Annotated in this window: 19 protein-coding genes; 8 read left to right on the top strand and 11 right to left on the bottom strand. The window is 63.6% G+C overall.

The genetic code is table 11. The annotated features are described in order from the left end of the window. Positions 1-10: 10 nt before the first annotated feature. Entirely contained in the window at positions 11-745 is a 735-nt protein-coding gene (locus NVV90_RS01965; RefSeq protein WP_258439520.1) for a CoA transferase subunit A, read from the bottom strand. A 235-nt stretch (positions 746-980) separates the two neighbouring features. Between NVV90_RS01965 and NVV90_RS01970 the strand changes: the two genes are divergently transcribed. From NVV90_RS01970 to NVV90_RS01985, 4 genes are all read left to right on the top strand, one after another. Next, positions 981-1,712 (top strand): IclR family transcriptional regulator, encoded by a 732-nt coding sequence (locus NVV90_RS01970; protein WP_258439521.1) that lies wholly within the window; start codon positions 981-983, stop codon positions 1,710-1,712. 231 nt (positions 1,713-1,943) lie between these two features. Then, positions 1,944-3,665, top strand: coding sequence for a choline dehydrogenase (gene betA / locus NVV90_RS01975; protein WP_258439522.1), 1,722 nt, complete (start codon positions 1,944-1,946; stop codon positions 3,663-3,665). Between the two features lie 4 nt (positions 3,666-3,669). After that, positions 3,670-5,184, top strand: a complete 1,515-nt coding sequence (locus NVV90_RS01980; RefSeq protein ID WP_258439523.1) for an aldehyde dehydrogenase family protein — start codon at positions 3,670-3,672, stop codon at positions 5,182-5,184. 156 nt (positions 5,185-5,340) lie between these two features. Beyond that, positions 5,341-6,906, top strand: coding sequence for an APC family permease (locus tag NVV90_RS01985; protein ID WP_258439524.1), 1,566 nt, complete (start codon positions 5,341-5,343; stop codon positions 6,904-6,906). Here the strand turns inward: NVV90_RS01985 and NVV90_RS01990 are convergent. Beyond that, positions 6,863-7,435, bottom strand: a complete 573-nt coding sequence (locus tag NVV90_RS01990) for a GNAT family N-acetyltransferase (protein WP_258439525.1) — start codon at positions 7,433-7,435, stop codon at positions 6,863-6,865. The genes NVV90_RS01985 and NVV90_RS01990 overlap by 44 nt on opposite strands. Before the next feature lie 27 nt (positions 7,436-7,462). After that, positions 7,463-8,788 (bottom strand): response regulator transcription factor family protein, encoded by a 1,326-nt coding sequence (locus NVV90_RS01995; protein WP_258441037.1) that lies wholly within the window; start codon positions 8,786-8,788, stop codon positions 7,463-7,465. Between the two features lie 135 nt (positions 8,789-8,923). Between NVV90_RS01995 and hxlB the strand changes: the two genes are divergently transcribed. The 3 genes from hxlB (at position 8,924) to NVV90_RS02010 (ending at position 10,893) form a co-directional block, all read left to right on the top strand. Then, positions 8,924-9,523: a 6-phospho-3-hexuloisomerase gene (gene hxlB / locus NVV90_RS02000; RefSeq protein WP_258439526.1), complete on the top strand. Its 600-nt coding sequence runs from the start codon at positions 8,924-8,926 to the stop codon at positions 9,521-9,523. A gap of 52 nt (positions 9,524-9,575) precedes the next feature. Next, on the top strand, positions 9,576-10,199 hold the full coding sequence (hxlA, locus tag NVV90_RS02005) for a 3-hexulose-6-phosphate synthase (protein ID WP_258439528.1): 624 nt from the start codon (positions 9,576-9,578) through the stop codon (positions 10,197-10,199). A 319-nt stretch (positions 10,200-10,518) separates the two neighbouring features. Beyond that, positions 10,519-10,893, top strand: coding sequence for a VOC family protein (locus NVV90_RS02010; RefSeq protein ID WP_258439529.1), 375 nt, complete (start codon positions 10,519-10,521; stop codon positions 10,891-10,893). A 362-nt stretch (positions 10,894-11,255) separates the two neighbouring features. Here the strand turns inward: NVV90_RS02010 and NVV90_RS02015 are convergent, their stop codons facing one another. Further along, complete coding sequence (locus tag NVV90_RS02015; RefSeq protein WP_258439530.1) at positions 11,256-13,277, bottom strand: BCCT family transporter; 2,022 nt, start codon at positions 13,275-13,277, stop codon at positions 11,256-11,258. A 379-nt stretch (positions 13,278-13,656) separates the two neighbouring features. Between NVV90_RS02015 and NVV90_RS02020 the strand changes: the two genes are divergently transcribed. After that, complete coding sequence (locus NVV90_RS02020) at positions 13,657-13,893, top strand: hypothetical protein (protein ID WP_258439531.1); 237 nt, start codon at positions 13,657-13,659, stop codon at positions 13,891-13,893. A gap of 49 nt (positions 13,894-13,942) precedes the next feature. On the opposite strand, the gene NVV90_RS02025 is transcribed toward NVV90_RS02020, so the two are convergent. The 7 genes from NVV90_RS02025 to NVV90_RS02055 all read right to left on the bottom strand — a co-directional run bounded on the left by NVV90_RS02025 (position 13,943) and on the right by NVV90_RS02055 (position 21,713). Beyond that, positions 13,943-14,749, bottom strand: a complete 807-nt coding sequence (locus NVV90_RS02025; RefSeq protein ID WP_258439532.1) for an IclR family transcriptional regulator — start codon at positions 14,747-14,749, stop codon at positions 13,943-13,945. Positions 14,750-14,874: 125 nt separating this feature from the next. Further along, on the bottom strand, positions 14,875-15,753 hold the full coding sequence (gene fdhD, locus NVV90_RS02030) for a formate dehydrogenase accessory sulfurtransferase FdhD (RefSeq protein WP_258439534.1): 879 nt from the start codon (positions 15,751-15,753) through the stop codon (positions 14,875-14,877). Then, a complete protein-coding gene (locus NVV90_RS02035; protein ID WP_258439535.1) occupies positions 15,741-17,051 on the bottom strand; it encodes a molybdopterin molybdotransferase MoeA in 1,311 nt (436 codons plus the stop codon). The genes fdhD and NVV90_RS02035 overlap by 13 nt, the downstream gene beginning before the upstream one ends. A 108-nt stretch (positions 17,052-17,159) precedes the next feature. Beyond that, entirely contained in the window at positions 17,160-18,377 is a 1,218-nt protein-coding gene (gene fdhA, locus NVV90_RS02040) for a formaldehyde dehydrogenase, glutathione-independent (RefSeq protein ID WP_258439537.1), read from the bottom strand. A gap of 138 nt (positions 18,378-18,515) precedes the next feature. Further along, positions 18,516-18,641, bottom strand: a complete 126-nt coding sequence (locus NVV90_RS02045; RefSeq protein ID WP_258439538.1) for a hypothetical protein — start codon at positions 18,639-18,641, stop codon at positions 18,516-18,518. A gap of 149 nt (positions 18,642-18,790) precedes the next feature. After that, positions 18,791-19,387 (bottom strand): GTP cyclohydrolase I FolE, encoded by a 597-nt coding sequence (gene folE, locus NVV90_RS02050; protein WP_258439539.1) that lies wholly within the window; start codon positions 19,385-19,387, stop codon positions 18,791-18,793. After that, positions 19,380-21,713 (bottom strand): FdhF/YdeP family oxidoreductase, encoded by a 2,334-nt coding sequence (locus NVV90_RS02055; RefSeq protein ID WP_258439540.1) that lies wholly within the window; start codon positions 21,711-21,713, stop codon positions 19,380-19,382. Before NVV90_RS02055 ends, folE begins: the two co-directional genes overlap by 8 nt. Positions 21,714-21,720 lie beyond the last annotated feature (7 nt).

Genomic DNA, 21,720 nt, shown 5'->3' on the forward strand with positions numbered 1-21,720 from the left:
GGTGATTCTCCTAGTTTCCTGAGGCGCCGACGGCGGCCAGTGCTTCAGCGCGCGGCCGGACGGTGCGCTGTTCGATGTCCTTGACCCGGCCGGTGGCCTGCACCAGCCGCTGGACGTAGACGCCGGGCGTGACGATGTGGTTGGGATCCAGCTCGCCCGGCTGCACGATGACCTCCGCCTCCGCGACGGTCACGGCACCCGCCGTCGCCACCACCGGGTTGAAGTTCCGGGCGGTGTAGCGGTAGATCAGGTTGCCGTCCGTGTCTGCGGTGTGCGCGTGGACGAGCGCGACGTCGGCCAGGATGGCGCGCTCGCGGACGTACGTCACGCCGTCGAACGCTTCCAGCGGCTTGCCTTCCGCCACGAGCGTCCCCACGCCGGTCCGCGTATAGAAGGCCGGGATGCCGGCACCACCGGCGCGAAGGCGTTCTGCGAGGGTGCCCTGCGGGGTGAACTCGACCTCGAGCAAGCCGGAGAGGTACTGCTCGGCGAAGAGCTTGTTCTCGCCCACGTAGGAGGCGATCACCTTGCGCACCTGGCCGGCTTCGATGAGGACGCCCAGGCCCTTGCCGTCGATCCCCATGTTGTTCGAGACCACAGTGAGGTCCCGGACGCCGGAGTCCCGGACGGCGTCGATCAGGTCTGCGGGGATGCCGCTCAGGCCAAAGCCCCCGACGGCGATGGTCATGCCGTCCGCCATCACGTCCTGTAGCGCCGTGGCTGCGTCTGTCTGCACCTTGGACATTCGGAACTCCTCTTTGAGTCTTGCTCTTGGGATATCCACTTTGTGGACTACTTGTCTTTGTGTTGGAGCCTAGGTTTCTTCCGGGAAGTGGTCAACGGCCAGGGCCCTTGGCTACTCATGGTGTGGACGCTACGCTTGAAGATGTCCATATTGTGGATGAAATCTTCGAGGAGGCGGTTTGGCGACGCGGAGTGCGGTCCAGAACCCGGTGCAGGGAGCGCAAGTGGTGGGCCGTGTGGCGCTGCTGCTGCGGCTGGTTGGCCGCAAGCCGGAAGGGACGTCTCTGGCTGGCCTGGTGCGCGAATCGGGGCTCACCCGGCCCACGGTCCACCGGCTGTTGACGTCGCTGGCCGCGGAAGGCCTGTTGGAGCACGAAACGGCTACAGGAAAATGGGTGCTGGGGCCTGAGATCTTCCTGCTGGGGTCGGTGGCTGCTGCACGTTTCCCCATGGAGGACCTTGCCCGGCCATCGCTGCGCAGGCTCGCCGCCGAGACGGGCGAGAGCGCCTTCTTCTCCATCCGGCGCGGCAATGAAACGGTCTGCGTTCTGCGCGAGGAGGGCTCGTTCCCGGTGAGATCCTTCGTGCTTCACGAGGGCGTGCGTTTCCCGCTGGGAGTGGCCTCCGCGGGGACGGCCATCATGGCGTTCCTACCGCCTGAAGAACAGGAAGAATTGCTCGCCGACTGGGACGCGCATGCTGGTGACTTTGCTGCCGGCCACACTGCTGACGTGGTGCGGGCCAAGCTGGAGGAGGCCCGCCTGGCGGGATATTCAGTGAATCCCGGGCTCGTCCTGGAAGGCAGTTGGGGGATGGGTGCGGCCGTTTTTGACCGGCAGGGACGCCCTGCCTGGGCGCTCTCCTTGACCGGCATTGAGCCGCGGTTTCGCGGGGATCGCCAGGCGTTCCTCGGAAGGTTGCTGCTGGCCGAAGCCCACCGGATGACGGCGAGATTGCAGGGCGCGTAATGCCTTTGACGGCCTTGGTCGCAAACGGGCAGATCGCGCAGGCCTATTGACATATCAGTGTGACGGCTGTCATATTTCAAGCACGCACAATGTGCACCGTGTTGTGTAATACGCAGGTTGTGAATGCCTCTTTCGGCATCCTTCTGCCACGGTGCACCGACAGCTTCCCGGCCACTGAATTGCCGGGACTCATGTCGCCTGGACTGCACGTCATGCAAGGAGATTCTCAACATGTCAGTGAACAGCTACGACTACGTGATCGTCGGTGGAGGAAGCGCAGGCTCCGTACTCGCTAACCGCCTGAGCGCAGGAGGCACCAACAGCGTGTTGGTCCTGGAAGCCGGACGAAGCGACTATCCCTGGGATCTGTTCATCCAGATGCCCGCCGCCCTGACGTTCCCCAGCGGCAATCCCCTCTATGACTGGCGGTATGAGTCCGACCCTGAGCCCCATATGCATGGGCGCCGAATAGCCCATGCCCGCGGCAAGGTGCTCGGTGGCTCAAGCTCCATCAACGGCATGATCTTCCAGCGCGGAAACCCCCTGGACTACGAGCGCTGGGGCGCTGACGCCGGCATGGAATCCTGGGACTTTGCACACTGCCTGCCGTACTTCAACCGCATGGAGAACGCCCTGGCCGCCGACCCCAATGACGAACTCCGTGGCCATTCCGGTCCGCTGGTCCTGGAGCGCGGCCCCGCCACGAATCCGCTGTTCCAGGCCTTCTTCGACGCGGCACAGGAGGCCGGCTACCCGCTCACGGATGACGTCAATGGCTACCGCCAGGAAGGCTTCGCGGCCTTTGACCGCAACGTCCACAAGGGCCAGCGGCTGTCCGCATCCCGGGCGTATCTGCGTCCCAATTACGGCCGGGAAAACCTCACGGTCCTCACCCGCGCATTGGTCACCAAGGTCAATTTCAACGGCAACGTGGCCACCGGTGTCACGTATCGCCGCAACGGCAAGACCCACACCGTGAACGCTGGCGAGGTCATTCTGTCCGGCGGCGCCATCAACACCCCGCAGTTGCTGCAGCTTTCCGGCGTGGGCGATGCCAAGCACCTGGCCTCCTTGGGCATCAAGTCCGTGGTCAACCTTCCCGGCGTCGGCGAGAACCTGCAGGACCACCTTGAGGTATACATCCAGCACGCCTGTACCCAGCCGGTTTCCATGCAGCCAAACCTGGAACTGTGGCGCTATCCGTTCATCGGCCTGGAATGGCTGCTTGGACGCAAGGGTCCAGCAGCCACCAACCACTTTGAAGGCGGCGGCTTCGTCAGGTCCAACGAAGATGTGGACTACCCGAACCTCATGTTCCACTTCCTTCCGGTTGCCGTGCGCTATGACGGTCAAAAGGCCGACGCCAAGCACGGCTACCAGGTCCACATTGGACCTATGTACTCGGATGCCCGCGGCAGCCTGAAGATCAAGTCCACGGACCCCACGGTCCACCCGTCCATGCTGTTCAACTACCTGTCCACGGATCAGGACAGGCGTGAGTGGGTGGAAGCCATCCGGATTGCCCGCGACATCCTGGGCCAGTCCGCGATGTCCCCGTTCAACGGCGGCGAACTTTCCCCGGGCCGCAGCGTCCGGACCGACGCCGAGATCCTGGACTGGGTGGCCCGCGATGCCGAGACCGCGCTGCACCCGTCCTGCACGGCCAAGATGGGACCGGACACGGATCCAATGGCCGTGGTCAACCCGCTGGACATGTCGGTCCACGGCACGCAGGGACTCCGCGTCGTAGACGCATCTGCCATGCCGTATGTCACCAACGGAAATATCTACGCCCCGGTCATGATGCTCGCCGAAAGGGCGGCGGACCTCATCGCCGGAAAGGCCCCGCTGGAAGCCCAGCACGCCGATTTCTACCGCCACGGGGTCAGCCCGCTGGAACGCGGCGGATCCGTGCCAGGAGCAGCAGCCGCTGCCGTGAAAGCGAAGGGCTAAGGGTATGAGCGTGACCATGGATACTCAACTGGGGCTTGCCCGCGGTTTATACATCGACGGCGCCTGGCAAGAGGCGTCCGACGGCGGGACCACCGTTGTGCGCTGCCCGGCGGACGGGCGCGAGGTGGCGGTCGTGGCCTCGTCGACGGTGCAGGACGCGGAGCGGGCGATCGCAAGTGCCCGGACCGCGTTCGACGACGGCCCGTGGCGCCGGCTCACCGACATCGAGCGGGGTGCGGTCATGCTGCGCGTCGCGGACCTCCTTGTGCGGGACAAGGCCGCCTATGCGCGGGCCGAGGCGCTCGACACGGGCAAACGGCTCGTGGAGGCGGAGTACGACATGGACGATATCGCCGCGTGCTTCCGGTACTACGGCAAGGTCGCCGGACTCGACGCCGGCCGTGTCATCGACACCGGCCGGGCGGATGCGATCAGCCGCGTGGTGTACGAGCCGCTCGGGGTCTGCGCGCTTATTGCGCCGTGGAACTACCCGCTCCTCCAGGCGGCGTGGAAGGTGGCGCCGGCACTCGTTGCGGGGAACTCGTTCGTGCTCAAGCCCAGCGAGCTCACGCCGTCGACCTCGATCCTTCTCATGGAGACCCTTGAAGAGGCTGGCGTTCCCGCCGGCGTAGCAAATCTGGTCACGGGAACCGGCTCCAGAGTAGGCGGCCCGCTCAGCTCCGACCCGCGCGTGGACCTCGTCTCGCTCACCGGCGGACTCTCCACCGGGCAAACGATCATGGCTGCCGCCGCCGAAACTGTGAAGCGCGTCGCCTTCGAGCTCGGCGGGAAGAACCCGAATGTCGTCTTTGCTGACTCGGACTGGGACGCCGCCGTCGACAACGCCCTGACCGCGGTCTTCCTGCACTCCGGCCAGGTCTGCTCGGCAGGGGCACGACTCGTCGTCGAGGAGACCATTGCCGGGCGTTTTGTGGCCGAGGTGGTCGAACGCGCGAAGAAGATCCGGATGGGCGGACCGTTCGACGCCGACGCCGAGACTGGGCCGCTCATCTCCGCCAAGCACCGCGAGCAGGTCCACGCCTATGTCCAGTCCGGGATCGAGGAGGGCGCAGAACTGTTGTGCGGCGGCTACATCCCCGACGACGGGCCGCTCGCCGACGGTTTCTTCTACCCGCCCACCGTGCTCGGCAACTGCCGCTCGGGCATGAGCGTGCTGCGGGAGGAATCGTTCGGCCCGGTGCTGACCGTGGAGACGTTCCGAACCGAGGCCGAGGCGATCGCGATAGCAAATGACACTGAGTATGGCCTGGCTGGCGCGGTGTGGACGTCGGACGCGTCGAAGGCGCAGCGCGTCGCGGGCGCTCTCCGGCACGGAACGGTGTGGATCAACGACTACCACCCGTACGTCCCCCAGGCGGAATGGGGCGGCTTCGGGAAGTCCGGGATCGGCCGTGAACTCGGCCAGGCCGGCCTGGCCGAGTACCGCGAAGCCAAGCACATCTGGCAGAACATTGCCCCTGCCCCGAGCCGCTGGTTCGGCTCAACTGAGGCTGGCTAGGACCAGCACTACCGGACTGCTACTTCCGGAAAGGGCACTACCAAGGGGGACATCCGGCAGGGCGCGCGCCTCAGCGGCGCCGCCCTGCCGTGGATAACGCCTGCGCCCACGATGGGCCGGGCTATCACCATCGTGCTATTCGATTTAGGAGCTCAGATGTTTGATCCCAAAAAGAGTGCTGACTCCAGCGGCATGGACGAGTTTGGCTACGCCCAAACCCTTGACCGCAGCATCGGCAAATTTGCAAGCTTTGCCGCGGGCGTCAGCTATATCTCCATCCTCACCGGTGTTTTTCAACTGTTCTACTTTGGCTTCTCCACGGCCGGGCCGGCCTACGCGTGGTCATGGCCCATCGTCTTCCTCGGCCAATTGATGGTCGCATTGTGTTTCGCCGAGCTCGCGGGCAGGTATCCCGTGGCGGGATCGGTCTACAACTGGGCCAAGAGGCTCACCACCGGCACCTGGGCCTGGCTGTCAGGCTGGCTGCTGATGATTTCCTCGATCGTCGCGCTCGGCTCCGTGGCGCTGGCCCTGCAGATCACCCTTCCGCAGCTCTGGTCCGGCTTCCAGCTGGTGGGCGACGGCACCGGCCCGTACGACTTCGCCGCTAACGGCGTGCTGTTGGCCGCCATCATGATCACCATCTCCACCTTGATCAACGCCTTCGGCGTGAAGCTCATGACCAAGATCAACAGCATCGGTGTTTTTGTTGAGCTGGCCGCTGCGGCGCTGCTCATCGTTGCCCTGTTCTGGCACGTGGTCAACGGGCCCGAGGTCCTCTTCGACACGTCCGGCTTCGGCCAGGAACACCCCATGGGCTTCTTCGGCGTTTTCCTGATCGCCGCCATGGCTTCCGGCTACGTCATGTACGGCTTCGATACTGCGAGCTCCCTCGGCGAAGAGACCAAGGACCCCAAGAAGACTGCGCCCAAGGCCATCATCCGGGCCGTCACGGCGTCCTTCCTCCTGGGCGGCCTGCTGCTCTTCGGCGGCATCCTGGCGGCACCGGATCTCAGCGACCCCAAGCTCGGCGCTGCCGATGGCGGCCTGCAGTACATCGTGCTGTCCGTGCTGGGCGGCCCCTTCGGCAAGGCCTTCTTGGCCTGCATCGTGGTGGCCGTGGTGGTCTGCACCCTTGCGGTCCACGCCGCCGCCATCCGCATGATGTTCGCGATGGCCCGCGACAATAACCTCCCCTTCAGCCGCCAGCTCAGCAAGGTCCACCCGGTCCGCAAGACCCCCACGGTGGCGGCCATCGTGATCGGCATCATGGCCATCATCCCGCTGCTGGTCAACGTGATGCAGCCAGCCATCTTCACCATCCTCTCCAGCATCAGCATCGTGCTGATCTACCTGTCCTATCTCCTGGTCACCGTGCCGATGCTGCGCCAGCGCTTCCTGAAGAAGTGGCCGCTGGCGGACGACGGCACCGAGGTGGGCTTCAGCCTCGGGAAGTGGGGCGTGGTGGTCAACGTGCTGGCAGTCCTCTGGGGCGGCGCGATGACCGTGAACCTGATCTGGCCCCGAGCGGAAATCTACAACTCAGTGCCGCCCTTCGAGTGGTACCTGCAGTGGGGCGGTGTCCTGTTCGTCGGAGCCGTAGTGGTCAGCGGAGCACTGCTGTATCGACTCAAGATCCGGCACCAGACAGGTGTCCTGGCCGAGCACGCTGCGGCGGTTAGTCCAGCTCCAGCCGCATCAGTACCCGTGGAAAGCCATTGAGCACCGAGGTTGTTTCGGCAACCTTGGTGAACCCGGCCTTCTCAAAGAGTTTGCGGGTGCCCACATAGGCCATGGTGAGATCCACTTTGCTTCCCTTGTTGTCCACGGGGTAGCCCTCAATTGCGGGGGCGCCGTACTTGCGAGCCAGGTCCACGGCGCCCTCCAAGAGGTGATGTGAGATTCCCTTACCGCGGTGCCCGGGCCTCACCCGGATGCACCAGACAGACCACACTTCGGCGTCGTCCACATGCGGGATCTTGCGGTTCTTCGCGAAACTGGTGTCCGCACGCGGGTGGACAGCTGCCCACCCGACTACTTCGTCGCCGTCGTAAGCCAGCACCCCAGGCGGCGGGTCCTGCGCCACGAGCTTCTCCACCAGCTTTCCGCGCTCCTGCCGCTGCAGCCCCAGGTTCTGCTTGGACGGGATGCGGTAGCTCAGGCACCAGCACACGTTGGCGTCAGGGTGCTTGGGGCCCACCATGGTCTTGACGTCCTCGAACACGGTGGCTGGACGAACCTCGATTGCCATGCCGCCATCCTGCCATCTGCTGTTGCCCTAACGCAGCCCGCTGCTGTGGGCCAGCGCGATTGCCTCGGTGCGCGAGGACGCACCCATCTTCCGGAAGAGGTTCCGGAGGTGGAACTTCACCGTGTTCTCGCTGATGTGGAGCTTCGCCGCGATGGAGCGGTTGCGCTGGCCCGCGGCGAGGAGTTGAAGGACTTCGAGCTCGCGCTCGCCGAGTTTCCAGTCGGCGATGTCCGCCAAGGGGCGGGCCGGCGGGTCGAGCGGAAGCGTGACGGCGACATCTGCACCCCATCCGGACATCACGTCTATGGAGATGCGTCCGTCCAAGGCCTCCACGCGCTGGACGAGCCGGCCGATGGCCGGCGAATCGGCGGATAGTTCGCCGTGACCGTCGTCGCGGACGTTGATGAGGAGGTTCTCGCCGTCGCAATCCCACTGCGTGCGGATGCGCCGTACCTGCGGTTGGTCCACCATGGCCAGCACGACGCCCCTGACGATGGCCCGGGCCGCGTGGGCCACCTCGCCCGGCAGCGCACGGCCATTGACCGGCGGCTCGATGAACTGGACGTCGATCCCGCTGAAATTCATGAGCGGCTTCAGGTCTTCGCGGAGGCGTTGGAACGCAGTGCTCACGGGTTCCTCCACCAGTTCCGTGGTGCGGTCGCTAAGCGTGCGCAGGCCGACCAGTGCCTTGGCTGCGGTGTCGGTGGCTGATTTCCGGGCCTCGGAATCTGACAGCGTGCCGGACCTCAGTGCCGCGAGCAGGGTTTCCAGGGCGGTGGAGTGGCGGTCCACGAGCTCGGCCGTCACCCTGAGGCGCTCGGCCGACGCCGCGCGGGACTCGATAAGGTACGACGGCGGTGCGTCTGCCACCTTTTCGCGGATGCGTTCGGCGGCGAGCGTCCAGAGGTAGTTGACCACCCACAGTGCTGCTTCGTCCTGAAGGGATGCGTTGTCTGGTGATCCGGTCTGCTGCGGCTGCGGATCAGCAATCACCAGGATCGCGTTGCTGGGGGATCCCAGCGCCAGGACCGGGCGGTTCTTGCCGCCGAGGGCCGCCTCACCATGCCAGGGGTCGACGCCGGGCATGGACTCCCGGATCTGGTCCAGTTCGGCGATGGAGACAGAACTGATGATCGTTTCGTCGCCGGCCTTCTTTTGCGGGCGGCCTGTGCAGTCCTCGGTGAAGATGACCAACGCGCTGCCACTCACATAGAGGAGCGTGGCCTCCCTTAGCCGTTGGGCGATTTCGGAAAGCGGCGCCGTGGTCAGCCTGGCCAGCGCCTCAAGGAATGGGCGGCCCCCTGAGGCCAGTAGCGAGGACGGTACGGTGCGGGCTGCTTCGGCAGGGGTGATCACCTGCCCATTCTAGGTGAGTCTTCCGATGCGACTATCCCTTTGGGTAGTAATTACTGCTCTTTAACGGCGTACCACCCACCCGTTCAGCGCGCGACGATTGAGGGGCAACACCGCGAAAGGAGCAAAGCACCCATGAGTGTCATCGCCGAATCCCACCCGGGCCTCACTGATACAACCCGGGATTTCAGCAAGAACCTGCTCCTCATCCAAGAGGAGATCGCAAAGGTGGCCGGCGGCGTCCAGCCCGGGCAGGTTGCCGGGCTCGTGTCGGAACTCAAGACTGCCGGCAGGGTTTTCGTTACTGGCGCAGGACGCAGCGGGCTTGTCCTGAAGATGGCCGCCATGCGCCTCATGCACCTGGGCCTGAACGTGCACGTCGTCGGTGAAATCACGGCGCCGGCCATTCGCTCCGGCGACCTTCTGCTGGTGGCGTCCGGCTCCGGCACAACATCGGGCGTGGTCAAGGCGGCGGAAACCGCCGCCAGGCAGGGAGCCCGTGTGGCTGCCTACACCACCAACGCCGATTCGCCGCTTGCGGAACTTGCCGACGTCGTCGTCGTCATCCCCGCCGCGCAGAAGACCGATCACGGCTCAACCGTCACCCGCCAGTACTCGGGGAGCCTCTTTGAACAGGTGCTGTTCATCGCCAGCGAAGCCGTCTTCCAAAGCCTGTGGGACCAGGACGCGGCCGCTCCGGAGGAGCTCTGGCTCCGCCACGCAAACCTCGAATAGGCCCTCTCGCTTCCTCATGTACACACAATGACAACAAGAAAGTGATCACCACATGAAACTGCAAGTCGCTATGGACGTCCTCACCGTTGACGCCGCCCTCGAACTCGCCGGCAAGGTCGCCGAATATGTCGACATCATCGAGCTCGGTACGCCGTTGGTGAAGAACGCCGGACTCTCCGCCGTCACCGCCGTCAAGAACGCCCACCCGGACAAGATCGTCTTTGCCGACATGAAGACCATGGACGCCGGCGAACTCGAAGCCGAGATTGCCTTCAGCGCAGGTGCAGACCTGGTCTCCGTGCTCGGCAGCGCCGACGATTCCACCATTGCCGGTGCCGTCAAGGCAGCCAAGGCCCACAACAAGGGCATCGTGGTGGACCTCATTGGTGTGCAGGACAAGGTCACCCGCGCCAAGGAAGCCCGTGCACTCGGCGCCAAGTTCATCGAGTTCCACGCCGGCCTGGACGAGCAGGCCAAGCCGGGCTACAACCTCGAAGGCCTCCTGAACGCCGGCGAAGCCGCCCGTGTGCCGTTCTCCGTGGCCGGTGGCGTGAACATCGACACCATCAACGCCGTACAGCGTGCCGGTGCGGATGTCGCCGTCGTGGGTGGTTCCATCTACAGCGCAGCTGACCCCGCGCTGGCCGCCAAGGAGCTCCGCGCAGCCATCATCTAGCGGGCATTACCTAGCGGTCATCATCAGCCGTCGGCCCACGAAACCTACCCTTGTTCGAAAATCCTGCCGTTCAACGGTGGGCACATTCGAACAAGGGTAGGTTCGTTTGCGGCCGCTCGGTTAGACTGGCGGGCGTGATGACCGGATCGGGCCCTGGCCCTGCACGGATCGGCTACCCGGCCGATACCTGAGCCGCGCCCGGACCGCGTTTGCCCGCACAGCGCAAGCCGGCACCGCGTATCCTGGCTTCGCGCGAGCACCTCCTTGTGGATCGATTGAACATCCCTCATCGAATAGATCCACATCAAAGGAGTCACGCATGCCCGCACTTTTCAACCACACCATCGTCGCGTCGCTGGACCGCGCAGCTTCGGCCGCCTTCTACACCTCGATCCTTGAAGCCGACGAAGCCCCCAGCTGGGGACCCTTCACCAACATTTCCCTCGCCGGCGGGGTCATGCTGCAGTTCGCTGAACCACCTGTAGAGATCCAGATGCAGCACTATGCGTTCCTGGTGGACGAGGAGCATTTCGAGCGCGCCTACGATCGCCTGGTGACTGGCGGCGTCGAGCACTGGGCCGATCCGCAGATGACCCGGCCCGGCGAGACCAACACCGGACACGGCGGCCGAGGCGTCTATTTCAAGGACCCCTCGGGCCACGCGTTGGAGCTGATCACCCGCCGGTACTTCTAGCGTCTACCCGGCCAACGCAACGGTCACCTGATCGACTCGGTGCAGATGCCCAAATAGGCCTTAGGTCTGAAGCAGCAAAAACAAGAAGCAGGCGCCGGAATCCGGCGCCTGCTTCGTTGTGTTGGAGGGGGTGTGGGCGGTCAGCGCTGGCCAAAATCGCTATCGACGTATGAGCCGGGCCGGCTATGTTCCGTGCCACAGGGGCAATGGGCAACCTCAAGCCGGACTGTCATGGGTTTGGACGCGTCCAGGGTGAGAGTCACATCATTGGTGCCTTCGTTGCTGAGACGGAGGGTGCCTTGAGCAGAGGTGTTGGACATGGTGGACCTTACTGGTGTGTGGATTGGTCAGCCAAAAGCTGGTTACTTGTCGGTTGGCTCCGGGCGGGGAGACCGGACCGTGGGAATGCTCCCCGTGGGGGTTCCGCCGGGACAGTCGGAATCCGGGCAGTTCTCCGCGCAGTCATGCTTGGTCACGAGGTCGAACTGGACACCGCGGTGTTGTTCAACACCGGTGCGGATGGCCCGTTCAACAACGGATGTTGCCAAGCGCCTGCGCAGTGCCAGAGGATCGCGGCGCAGGTCCTTGGTCAGGGCGAAACAGAGCAGCAACATGACCACGATGAATGGCAGCGCCGCGACAATGGTGACTCTTTGCAGTCCGGCCAAGGCCTCAGATGGTTCATCTCCGCCGGCCAGCAGCATAACCGCTGCTACTGCACCGGTGAGGCTGCCCCAGAAGATGACCACTCCGCGGCGGGGGTGTTCCGCGCCGTTGGAGCTCAGCGATCCCATCACGATGGAGGCCGCGTCGGCCCCGGTGATGAAGAAGATCGCCACCAGGACCATGGCAAGCACGATCACGGCCGTGATGAGCCATCCCGGCATGTCCAGGTTCTTGACCAGGTCGAAGAGCGCTCCATCGAAGTTGACGGACGGAGTTCCGTTGGTCATGGTGACCAGGCCGGGAGTGCCGGCCTTGTCGGCTTCCTGCTGGACGTGGAAGGCGGATCCACCGAAGATGCCGAACCAGATCACGCTGACGATGCTGGGGACCAACAGGACGCCGGTGACGAACTGCCGGATGGTCCGGCCGCGGCTGATGCGGGCAATGAACATGCCTACGAACGGCGTCCAGGAGATCCACCAGGCCCAGTAGAAGATAGTCCAGCTGGTCATCCAGCTACGCAGGGCTTCGTCGCCGACGGCCTCGGTCCGGGACGACATCTCGGCGAGGTCGCGGGCGTAGTCGCCGATGGCTGAAGGGATGAGGTTCAGGATGAACAAAGTAGGGCCGGCAACGAAGACGATGAGGGCAAGTACGACGGCCAGGACCATGTTGATGTTGGAAAGCCACTGGATGCCGCGGCTGATGCCCGAGACGGCTGAAGCCACAAAGCAGAACGTCAGGATGGCCACGATGACCACCAGCACGGGAGTGCCGATTTCGCCCATCCAGCCGTTGGAGGTCATGCCACTGCCGATCTGCAGGGCGCCAAGGCCCAGGGAAGCAGCGGTTCCGAAGAGGGTGGCAAAGATGGCCAGGATGTTGATGAACTTCCCGATCGGCCCTTCGACCATCCTGATGCCGAACAGCGAAGTGAACGCTGCCGAGATCAGCTGCCTGCGACCCAGGCGATAGGTGCCATAGGCCATGGCGATGCCGACCACTGCGTACATGGCCCAGGGGTGCAGGGTCCAGTGGAAGATCGAGGTGGCCATGGCGGTCTGGATGGCTGCGGGGGTGCGGCCGTCCACAGTGCCGGGCGGAGGCGAGATGTAGTGGTAGAGCGGTTCTGCCACACCATAGAACATCAGTCCGATGCCCATGCCGGCGGCGAACATCATCGCTACCCAGGAGACGGTGCGGAATTCCGGCTTCTCGCCGTCCTTCCCCAGCGGGATGTTGCCGAACTTGCCAAGCGCCAGCCATAGGACGAAAACGACGAACAGGGAGGCGAGGACCATGAAGAGCCAGCCGGTGTATTCCATGACCCAGTTCAGGGCGCCCTTGGACGTCTCAGAGAGGCTGTCCCGGCCGACGAAGCCCCAGACCACGAAGGCGACGGCGATGGCGCCCGTGATTCCGAAGGTGACTTTGTCGAGCGTAAGTTTGCGGTTCCGGCGTGCCGAAACGGCCTGCTCGGTCTTTGCGTTGCGCAGTTCTTCGAGGATCTGTTCGTATTCTTCAGCATCCGGGAGGAGTTCTTCACCTCCGTCCTCAGCGTCAAGGACTGCGGGTTTGGTTTCGTCAGGGGAGACGCTGATGACTTCTTCAGGAGTCTCCGTGCGGGCGGTCTTACGTGCTGCGGGAGTATCTGCCAAGCGATCGTCGGCAGGTAGCTCCTCTGGTGTTACGGGTTTTGTGTCGCTGTTAATAGCCATGAGCGGGTCCTTTGCTCGGCGAGTCATGGGTTTGCGTTTATACATGGCCCTGGAGTTTGAGTCCGGGAGGAAAGGTTGGGGGCTTCCCCCGATTCGATGACCATGATGTTGCGGTGCACGTATCGTCGATCGCGAAATTCCCGCCTTCTTCCAGCATGGAAAACGGCGATCGGCGGAGCTGTATCGAGCCGTAGCGCCACCCCGGGAGCGAGTGCAGTGAGGGGGCAGGCCTTACGCATGTTGCACCTCATTCGGTTGGTGAGACGGGTAGCTTGGGCGCTGGGCTCTTGGGGCCTTGCGAACGTTCCGCATGAATCAACAACATTCGCGCTAAGCAACAGAGTGCGCCCCGTCACACGCAAAAGTCAAGGACTTTCTCATGCTTGCCGAAGCCTTGACACTCCGGGCGGCTTGGATCATCCATGTTGCATATGACGACGATCGTTGCGTAGAAAGCGTTATCGTCGAATGGATTCCGGGCGTCGGAGCGACAGCGTTTCACGCCGGGATCAGGACCATCCATCATGCAGGCGGCCGGAATGTTACGTCATGCGGCGTCATTATTGCAACGCTGCCCGTGCCGCCAACTGCCCGCACCGAACATCGACTGACTTGAACGCCGAGCGTCGAACCTCAGGAGGGCCTGGTAAGCGACACGAGGGGGCCTAGCGGTGTCTGTAGCCCATTCGGGCGCTGATGGCCAGCCCGGCCTCGCGGAGGGCGTCGATGAGCCCTGGCTGGTCCTCGGGTGAAAAGCGGAACGCCGGGCCGGAGATACTCACGGCGGCAATGACGCTTCCCGCGTGGTTGAAGATGGGCACTGCGACGGCGGTGAGGCCGATTTCAAACTCCTCGTGGACTGTGGCGTACCCGTTGCGGGCCACGTCCAGCAGCTGCTTTTCCAGCTCCCCGCGGTTTGTCACGGTGCGTGGCGTTCGCGCGGGCAGGCCCACTGCCTTGAAGACCTGGCTTCTTTCGTCGGCGGTCAGTGCAGCCAGAAGAACCTTGCCGCTGGAAGTGGCATGCAGCGGCGTCAGGCTGCCCACCCAGTCGTAGGTGGCCAGGGTTGACGGTCCCATCGCCTGGTCCACATTGACCGCATAGTTTGACCTCAGCACGGCCAGGTTGACGGTTTCCTTGTATTCGGCTGCCAGCGCCTCCAGGACTTCCCGTGCCTCATGCACCACACTCAGCCTGCCGGGGATGGAAGATGCCAGGCGGAGGATCCCAAAGCCCAGCTGGTACTTGCCCCGTTCACTGTTTTGCCGGACCAGATCACGGCCAACCAGGGAGCCGACCAGCCGGGACACAGTGGATTTATGGACGCCCATTTCCTCAGCGATCTCGCTCACTCCGGCATCGCCTTCACGGGCCAGGATTTCCAGGATTTGGAGTGCGCGGTCTACTGACTGGACGCCTCCACCCTGGGCGTCTGCGTCCTTGTCGAAGTCCGGGTTGTTGCGTGCGGCCATGATGCCTCGTGTCGTTGTCCAGGCAGGCGGCCCTGGGCTGGTAGCCCTGTCCTGCCTGCACCCTCGTCTTTTCTCATCCTAGACGGAGTTTTCCACGGACCCACACATCATGGGGGCACGCGTCATTACGCGCTGATCGCAGCGTCGGGGACAGCCCTTCGCGGGCCGGTCAGCCGTTCTCTTCCAGAGTAGACATTCAAGCTATGTCCCCGGCTGAAGCCCACCAGCGTCAGCCCGGTCTCGGCAGCCAGATCAGCAGCCAGGCTTGAGGGTGCGCTGACCGCGGACAGAATGGGAATGCCAGCCAGGGCGGCCTTCTGGACGAGTTCGAACGACGCCCTGCCGGAAACCTGCAGGACCAGGCCAGTCAACGGCAGCAGGTCCTGGCGGAGCGCCCACCCCACCACTTTGTCTACGGCATTGTGGCGGCCCACGTCCTCGCGCAGGCACAGCAGTTCCGGGATGGAACCGTCTACCTTGAAGAGTCCTGCAGCGTGGACGCCGCCGGTCCTGTCGAAAACCGCCTGGGCCTCGCGGAGGCGCTCCGGCAGTTCGGCGAGGACATCGACGGGAACGCGTAGTCCGTCCAGGGATGGATCGAAGTGGATGGTCTTGCGCACGGCCTCAATGGAGTCCGTGCCGCAGATGCCACAGGAGCTGGAAGTGTAGACGTGGCGCATGGTGTCCGGCATGGGCACATCCGGCCGTAGCTGTGCTTCCACCACATTAAAGGTCTGCGTCCCGTCCTTTTCACCAGCACAGAACCGCAGGGAGACCAGCTCCGAGTGGCTGCGGATGATGCCCTCGGACACCAGGAACCCGGCCACCAGATCAAAGTCATCCCCCGGCGTCCTCATGGTCACGGCGAAGGACGTGCCTCCAATCCTGATTTCCAAGGGTTCTTCGGCGGCCAGAACGTCCTCCTTGAACCGCACGGGATATTCGGTGCCCGTCCCGTCCAGTACGAAACGATGGATTTTCCTGCGCTGCGTCATGCGTGCCATCCGGAGTGCCTTCCTCTCTGGTTCGGGGAACTCATGGGTGCTGTCCACGGCAGCGGCAGGACGGGAACTGGCGCGCCGGCTGCTACACCTTCAGGGGGAACAGCCATGTATCCGTCTGCCCAGGCCAGCCCACGCATCATCCCGGGACCGGTATGGGAGGCAGGGAACGCGAGTTCGTGGACAAAGGCGCAGGGTACGAGCCGTGTTTTCCCTGGGGTGGGTTCGAGGTCCGCTCCGGAAATCACGTGCCGGCTCCCCTGGGAACAACGGTTTCCCAAGGCGGCCAACAGGGGTTCACCAAGGGTCATGAGTGCCATCATGGCGGCCAGCGGATTTCCGGGCAGGCCGATGATGAAACGGCCATCGGGAAGCTCCGCCAATACTGCAGGATGACCTGGCCGCATGGCAATCCCGTCCAGGAGGAGCCGCCCACCGAGCGCCGCAATGGCATCGCGGAAATGGTCTGTCCCGGATTTCCCGGTTCCGCCGGTGGTAATCGTCACGTCGGGCCGCTGGCCCTCATGGGCGCTGGCCAGTGCTGTCAGCCACTCATCGTACGAATCGCCAATCCTGAGCTGGCCACCCGGCACCCCGCCCAATTGCGAAATGACCGCATCCAGCTGCGGGCCGAATGCGTCGCGGACCTGGCCCGGTGCAGGCTCACCCGAGGTCACTACCTCCGAGCCCGTCAGTACGACGGCGACCCTCGGCTTGCGCTGTACCTGAAGGTGATCGTGTCCAGCCACAGCGGCGAGGGCAATATGTGCAGGGTTGAGGAGCGTCCCGGCGGGTATGAGGACATCACCCGCGGTGGCTTCTTCGCCGGCTGGACGAATGTGCCGGCCGGGGAGTGTCTCGCCCGGCTTCGCGTCGTGCTTGAGCGAGAGGTGCACGTCCCCCGAGGCCTGTCCACTCTCCTTGCGGAGCACGGCCGTGGCACCGGAAGGAACCGGCCCGCCGGTGGCGATAACGGCGGCTCCACCAGCTGAAAGGGGACGCCCCGGCTCCGTGATGGTCCATGGACCGCCGCCGTTGATGGCCCAGCCGTCCATGGCCGACGACGCATAGTGGGGAAGGTCCTGGTGAGCGATGACTTCGCTGGTCAGCGTGCAGCCGATTGCTTCAGCGAGGGTGACTTTCGAGGACGGGAGCGGGGCGGCACAGTGGTAGGCCAGCTGCCGCGCTTCGGCCCAGGTGGGGGCATGCTTCCGCTGGAAGCTGTCCGTTAACTCCTTGCTGTCCGTCAAGTCCGGCGTGCGGAAGGGGAGAATGTTGGCGGCGACTTCTTGGGCAAGCATGGATGTCCGCTTCCTGAGGTGGTGCTTCTGGTGTGGCGCAGATACCGGGGACTGCACGGCCTTCCCGTAATTCTTGCCGCGCAGTCCCCGGTATCTGTTTGGTGTGTACTAAGCCTTCACGTAGCCGTTGGGGTTCAGTACGAACTTTGTTGCCGCTCCTGCGTCGAATTCGGCGTAACCGCGCGGCGCGTCCTCGAGCGGGATGGCCGTGGCGTTGACGGCCTTGGCGATCTGGACCTTGTCATGCAGGATGGCCATCATCAGTTGACGGTTGTACTTCATGACAGGGCACTGCCCGGTGGTGAACGACAACGACTTTGCCCAGCCGGTGCCCAGGGACAGCGAAAGGGAACCGTGCTTGGCCGCCTCGTCAATTCCACCCGGGTCGCCCGTGACGTACAGGCCGGGGATGCCAAGCGCGCCGCCAGCGGCGGTGATGTCCATGAGGGAGTTCAGCACGGTGGCAGGAGCCTCGTGCGAAGCGTCCTTTCCGTGGCCACGGGCCTCGAATCCCACGGCGTCCACGCCGCAATCCACTTCGGGTACGCCCAGGATCTGTTCGATCTGGTCCTTCGGGTTTCCGTTGGAGACGTTCACCGTTTCGCATCCGAACGAGCGCGCCTGCGCCAGTCGGTCTTCGTTCATGTCGCCCACAATCACGACGGCGGCACCCAGCAACTGGGCGCCGACGGCAGCAGCAAGGCCCACCGGACCGGCACCCGCGATGTACACCGTGGAACCTACGCCCACCCCGGCCGTAACAGCACCGTGGAATCCGGTGGGGAAGATGTCCGAGAGCATGGTCAGGTCCATGATTTTTTCCAGGGCCTGATCGCGGTCCGGGAAGCGCAGCAGGTTCCAGTCAGCGTAGGGGACCAGGACGTACTCAGCCTGTCCGCCTACCCAGCCACCCATGTCCACGTATCCGTAAGCACTGCCGGGGCGGTCGGGGTTGACGTTGAGGCAAATACCGGTCTTCTGTTCCTTGCAGTTCCGGCAGCGGCCACAGGAGATGTTGAACGGCACCGAGACGATGTCGCCCACCTTGATGAATTCGACGTCGGGACCCACCTCCACCACTTCACCGGTGATCTCGTGACCGAGGACCAGGTCTTGCGGGGCTGTGGTGCGGCCACGGACCATGTGCTGGTCAGAACCACAGATGTTGGTTGTCACGGTGCGGAGGATCGCTCCGTGCGGCACCTTCCGTCCGACGTTGGCCGGGTTGACGCCCGGTCCGTCCTTGAGTTCGAACGTCGGGTAGTCGGTGTTGATGATTTCGACGACACCGGGTTCCTTGTAGGCAACTGCTCTGTTTCCGGACATGGACACTCCTTGGGATATATGGCTGGTGCAGGGTAATTGCAGGCTGTCCCGTTGCCCGAGAGCGGTGCTTCGGTGAGGATACCTCCCCAGGTTTCAGGCCACCGAAGCACCATTCACGGGAACGGGACAGCTTTTCTTCTAGAGCTGTGCTGCTGCTCCTGCGGAGGCTACAACTGCGTTGTTCATCGCCATGCCGGTTTCACGAGCGGATTCGCGGGCGGCGCGGAGTACGGCATCTGCGTGGGCTTGGGTGATGTCAGACAATGTATCTCCCTTGATGTATGTCTTTGACGAAGGGTGGTCTGGGTGGGCTGACGTGCCCTGGGCGTCCGATCGGTACTGATATTTTCACTTGGCCAGTAAAGATATATCAGTTACATCCTAGGATGGCGCAGGTCACGTGTCCAGTGTTTTTATCTGCCGAGTATCAGGCTCAGTGCCTCAGCGCGGGCCGCCGGCAACCGTAGTTCACCGCGGACTGCGGACGTGATGGTCTTGGCTCCCGGTTTGCGGATGCCGCGCATGGACATGCACAAATGCTCGCACTCGACCACCACGATTGCCCCCAAAGGCCGCAGCGAGGTCACCAGTGCGTCCACTACCTGCGTGGTGAGCCTCTCTTGGACCTGCGGCCTTCGTGCAAACACATCCACAAGCCTTGCGAGCTTGCTGAGTCCGGTGACGAGTCCCTCTGCGGAAGGGATGTACCCCACGTGGGCCACACCATGGAACGGCACCAGGTGATGTTCGCAGGTGGAGTAGAACGGAATGTCCTTGACGATGACAAGCTCGCCATGACCAAGATCGAACGTCTTGTCCAGCACGGAGAACGGGTCCTCATGGAGGCCGCCGAACATTTCCTCGGCGGCGCGGGCCACCCGGGCTGGAGTCTCGGCCAGGCCGGGCCTGTCCGGGTCTTCCCCGATCGCCAAGAGGTATTCCCGGACCGCCTGCTCAGCCCTTTGCCGGTCCACCCGGCGGGTGGCTACCGCGGGCAGGGTCTCACTCATGGCCGTCCGCACGTTCCAGGCGGACAATGACGGACTTCGACGTTGGCGTGCCGCTGGTATCGGCTACGGAATCCAATGGCACCAGCACGTTGGTTTCCGGGTAGTAGGCGGCCGCGCAGCCCTTGGGCGTGGAGTACGAGACGATGCGGAAGTTTTCGGCACGGCGCTCGGTCCCTTGGAACTCGGAGACGAGGTGCACCATGTCCCCGTCTGCGAAACCCAGCTCATGTATGTCGTCCACGTTGATGAGGACCACGCGACGTCCGCCGTGGATGCCGCGGTAGCGATCGTCCTTGCCGTAGATGGTGGTGTTGTACTGGTCGTGGGACCGCAGTGTCTGAAGTACCAGTCGTCCGGCGGGGATCTTGATGTACTCCAGCGCATTGCCAGTGAAATGTGCTTTGCCGGAGGCGGTATCGAACTTCCTGGCGTCCCGCGGAGGGTGCGGAAGAACGAACCCGCCCGGGTTCTGGATCCTTTCCTCGAAGTTTTCGAAACCATCAAGGACTGCTTCGATGTGCTTCCTGATAAGGGTGTAATCGTCCCGCAGCGCAAGCCAATTGGTCCTGGGCTTGTTCGGGAGAGGTTGGCCGTCACTGTCTGTGAAGAGCTTGTGGGCCAGGTTGCACACGATCGCCACTTCAGAGTGGAGATGCTCGCTGGCAGGCTTGAGGCGTCCGCGTGAGGCGTGGACTGCGCTCATGGAGTCCTCTACCGTGACTCTCTGGTCGCCCGTGCGTTGGGCGTCTTTCTCGGTTCGTCCGAGCGTGGGAAGGATCAGGGCACGGCGCCCAGTGGACACGTGGGAATGGTTCAGCTTGGTGGAAATCTGCACAGTCAGCCCCGTGTTGGCCAAGGCCTGCTCCGTAACCTCGGAATCCGGGGCCGCGCGCACGAAGTTGCCGCCCATCCCTACGAAGACCCTCACCTTGCCATCCCGCATGGCACGAATGGCCGCCACGGTGTCGTAGCCGTGTTCACGAGGTGAAAGGAACTCGAACTCCTGGTCGAGCCGGTCATGGAACTTCTCGGGCATCTTCTCGAAGATTCCCATGGTCCGGTCTCCCTGGACATTCGAGTGGCCGCGGACGGGGCAGACTCCGGCGCCAGGCTTTCCGATGTTGCCCTGGAGCAACAGGACGTTGACCACATCACGGAGCGTGGGGACCGAGTGCTTGTGCTGGGTCAGGCCCATGGCCCAGCAGACGATGGTGGCGCTCGAGGCCAGCAGGCGTTCGCCAGTGGACTTGATTTGTTCCAGTGTCAGCCCCGTGGCTTCGACGATGTCGTCCCACTCCACCTTTTCGAGGTAGCGCAGGTACTCGTCGATGCCCACGGTGTGGTCCTTGATGAACTCGTGGTCCAGGACGGTGGACAGGCCCGGGGTCTTCCTTCCCTGGGCCTCCGCCTCGAGAAGGTACTTGCCGAGCCCCTGGAAAAGGGCTTGATCGCCACCGGCCCGGATCTGCAGGAAATCGTCCGTCAACTGGGTGCCATGGAGCATGCCGGTGATGTTCTGCGGGTTCTCGAACCGCATGAGCCCGGCCTCGGGCAGCGGATTGACTGAGACGATGAACGCGCCGTTCTTCTTGGCCTTCTCCAAGGCGCTGAGCATGCGCGGGTGGTTGGTTCCCGGGTTCTGTCCGGCCACGAAAATCAGCGACGCCGTTTCCAGATCCTCGAGGCTGACGGAGCCCTTGCCGATACCGATGGTTTCGACGAGGGCCGAGCCCGAGGACTCGTGGCACATGTTGGAGCAATCGGGAAGGTTGTTCGTACCAATGCCCCGCACCAGGAGTTGGTAAGCGAACGCCGCTTCATTCGAGGTGCGGCCGGAGGTGTAGAACACGGCTTGGCCGGGGTTGTCCATGCCGCGGATTTCCTGGGCTATCAGCTCATAGGCCTCGTCCCACTCGATCGGTGTGTAGTGCGTCGCGCCCTCATCCAAGAGCATCGGATGGGTCAGCCGGCCCTGTTGGCCCAGCCAGTAGTCGTCACGTGTCTTCAAATCCGCGATGGAGTGTTGAGCGAAGAATTCAGGCGTCACGCGGCGACGCGTGGCTTCCTCCGCTACGGCTTTGGCGCCGTTTTCACAGAACTCCGCAGCATTACGCTTCTCGTGTTCAGGCCACGCACAGCCCATGCAGTCGAAACCGTCCACCTGGTTGACCGCGAGCAGCGTTTGGATGCTCCGCACCGAACCCATCTGCTCCAGGGATATCTTCAGTGCGTTGGCGACGGCCGGGATTCCCACGGCCTTGGTCTTGGGTTTGGTGAGAGTCAGCTTTGACTCATCGATGTTCTCACGGGGGGCTTTTGAAGCCATGTGATCT

This window comes from Arthrobacter sp. CJ23 (assembly GCF_024741795.1).
In the GTDB taxonomy this organism is placed as follows: Bacteria; Actinomycetota; Actinomycetes; order Actinomycetales; family Micrococcaceae; genus Arthrobacter.

Coding starts and splice junctions, on each gene's coding strand:
- NVV90_RS02035 (WP_258439535.1), bottom strand. CDS start 17,051: ATGCTTGCCCAAGAAGTCGCCGCCAACATTCTCCCCTTCCGCACGCCG.
- NVV90_RS02025 (WP_258439532.1), bottom strand. CDS start 14,749: ATGGCCGCACGCAACAACCCGGACTTCGACAAGGACGCAGACGCCCAG.
- NVV90_RS01980 (WP_258439523.1), top strand. CDS start 3,670: ATGAGCGTGACCATGGATACTCAACTGGGGCTTGCCCGCGGTTTATAC.
- NVV90_RS01990 (WP_258439525.1), bottom strand. CDS start 7,435: ATGGCAATCGAGGTTCGTCCAGCCACCGTGTTCGAGGACGTCAAGACC.
- NVV90_RS02010 (WP_258439529.1), top strand. CDS start 10,519: ATGCCCGCACTTTTCAACCACACCATCGTCGCGTCGCTGGACCGCGCA.
- NVV90_RS02020 (WP_258439531.1), top strand. CDS start 13,657: ATGCTTGCCGAAGCCTTGACACTCCGGGCGGCTTGGATCATCCATGTT.
- NVV90_RS01965 (WP_258439520.1), bottom strand. CDS start 745: ATGTCCAAGGTGCAGACAGACGCAGCCACGGCGCTACAGGACGTGATG.
- NVV90_RS02055 (WP_258439540.1), bottom strand. CDS start 21,713: ATGGCTTCAAAAGCCCCCCGTGAGAACATCGATGAGTCAAAGCTGACT.
- NVV90_RS01985 (WP_258439524.1), top strand. CDS start 5,341: ATGTTTGATCCCAAAAAGAGTGCTGACTCCAGCGGCATGGACGAGTTT.
- hxlB (WP_258439526.1), top strand. CDS start 8,924: ATGAGTGTCATCGCCGAATCCCACCCGGGCCTCACTGATACAACCCGG.
- NVV90_RS02015 (WP_258439530.1), bottom strand. CDS start 13,277: ATGGCTATTAACAGCGACACAAAACCCGTAACACCAGAGGAGCTACCT.
- hxlA (WP_258439528.1), top strand. CDS start 9,576: ATGAAACTGCAAGTCGCTATGGACGTCCTCACCGTTGACGCCGCCCTC.
- fdhD (WP_258439534.1), bottom strand. CDS start 15,753: ATGGCACGCATGACGCAGCGCAGGAAAATCCATCGTTTCGTACTGGAC.
- betA (WP_258439522.1), top strand. CDS start 1,944: ATGTCAGTGAACAGCTACGACTACGTGATCGTCGGTGGAGGAAGCGCA.
- folE (WP_258439539.1), bottom strand. CDS start 19,387: ATGAGTGAGACCCTGCCCGCGGTAGCCACCCGCCGGGTGGACCGGCAA.
- fdhA (WP_258439537.1), bottom strand. CDS start 18,377: ATGTCCGGAAACAGAGCAGTTGCCTACAAGGAACCCGGTGTCGTCGAA.